Source organism: Caldivirga sp. UBA161, from assembly GCF_002506515.1.
In the GTDB taxonomy this organism is placed as follows: domain Archaea; phylum Thermoproteota; class Thermoprotei; order Thermoproteales; family Thermocladiaceae; genus Caldivirga.
Genome location: NZ_DAXS01000066.1, coordinates 19,417 through 20,959, shown reverse-complemented (window position 1 = coordinate 20,959; position 1,543 = coordinate 19,417). Strand labels below are relative to the sequence as shown.

Below are 1,543 nucleotides of genomic sequence, written 5' to 3'. Positions count from 1 at the left end.
TTACGAAAGAAAGTGCTCGATTAAGCATATTAGGGTGAGTATAGTTAAGATTGAGGAGGTGGTTAAGGAGGCTAGGAGGATAATTTCACAATGATTGGTGGACCGGCCGGGATTTGAACCCGGGACCTCCCGCGTGCAAGGCTTATGCGGAGCCTAGCCCTCAGGACTATTGGATCCTCAATCTGTTTATTTTTAAATTTTTCACAATTTAAACTCAGCCCCTAATTTATGGTAGGCCATATTTATCTAAATAAAAATACTTAAATATTAATGAATATGATTATATGAGTAATGCTTAAAAATATGCCATAATTTAGATAAGTTTATGACTGAGGTTGCTGGTTTGTTGGGTCTTGTTGATACTCATGAGCATCTTGAGGTTGAGGCTGATAGATTGTCTAGGCCTCAGGACCCAATGTTCATATTCCTATTCCACTACTTATCCACAGACTTTTACTCCAGTGGTATGTCTCATGAGGAGTATGAGTTAATTAGGGATTTTAAGAGGCCCTGGGTTGAGAGGTGGCCTTTGTTTGAGGAGTTTTGGGATTATGCTAGGACTACTGGTTATGGTTTAGTGATTAGGTTAGCTATTAGGGATCTTTATGGGGTGGAGGATATTACTAGGGGTACTTACCCCAAGCTTGTTGAGGCTATGAGTAATAGGGCTAAGCCAGGATTCTATAGGTGGGTTCTTGAGAAGGCTAACATCACTAAAGTCATCCTTGATCATGGCGATAATACTGGTGACTCATTACCAAGGTTTGATAGGGATTTGTTCACTGGTGTTATTAGGTTTGAGGGTATTGTATTCATTAGTGATTGGGTGGGCCTAATGAAGGCCTCAAGGAGGCTTAAAGCACCGATACATCATTTAAGTGACTTGGAGAGCGCCTTTAGGAGGTATATTAGGGGGGCTTTACCAAGCTTCGTTGGTGTTAAGGTAAGCTTCCCAGCGTACTGGCAATCACTTAAAATCGAGTATGCTACACCTAATGAGGCTGAGTATGCGCTTAAAGCTATTATTGAGGGTAGGGAGGGGTTTAGGCGCTATACACCATCATCCAATGAGGTTAAGCCACTCCAAGACTACTTATTCAGGGTAATGTTGGATGAGTTAGAAGCCTTAGGTAAACCCATTCAAATACACACTGGCATACAGGAGACTGCACCAACGTATGAGGATGCGCCACCAAATAATGCAATCACAAATGCTAACCCGACGCAATTAATCAACTTATTCAAGGAGTACCCTAACGTGAAGTTCATACTATTCCATGCCGGTTACCCATATTACCATGAGGCTGGCGTTCTAGCTAAGCAGTGGCCTAACGTCTACTTAGACTTATGCTGGGTACATGAGATTAATCCAAGGGCATACGCTAATATTCTCAGTGAATGGCTTGAAATGGTACCTAACAGTAAGATAATGGCGTTTGGTGGGGATTACATATTCATTGAGGGGACTTATGGTGCATCAAGGGTTGTTAGGCAAGTGGTCAGTAAAGTGGTGCAGGAGGAGGTTGAGGAGGGGCATTGGGAT

Annotated in this window: 1 protein-coding gene; it reads left to right on the top strand. The window is 42.4% G+C overall.

Features of this window, described 5'->3' with window-relative positions:
* Positions 1-325: 325 nt before the first annotated feature.
* On the top strand, positions 326-1,543 hold a 1,218-nt coding region (locus tag BP896_RS07265), incomplete at its 3' end, for an amidohydrolase family protein (protein ID WP_291767135.1).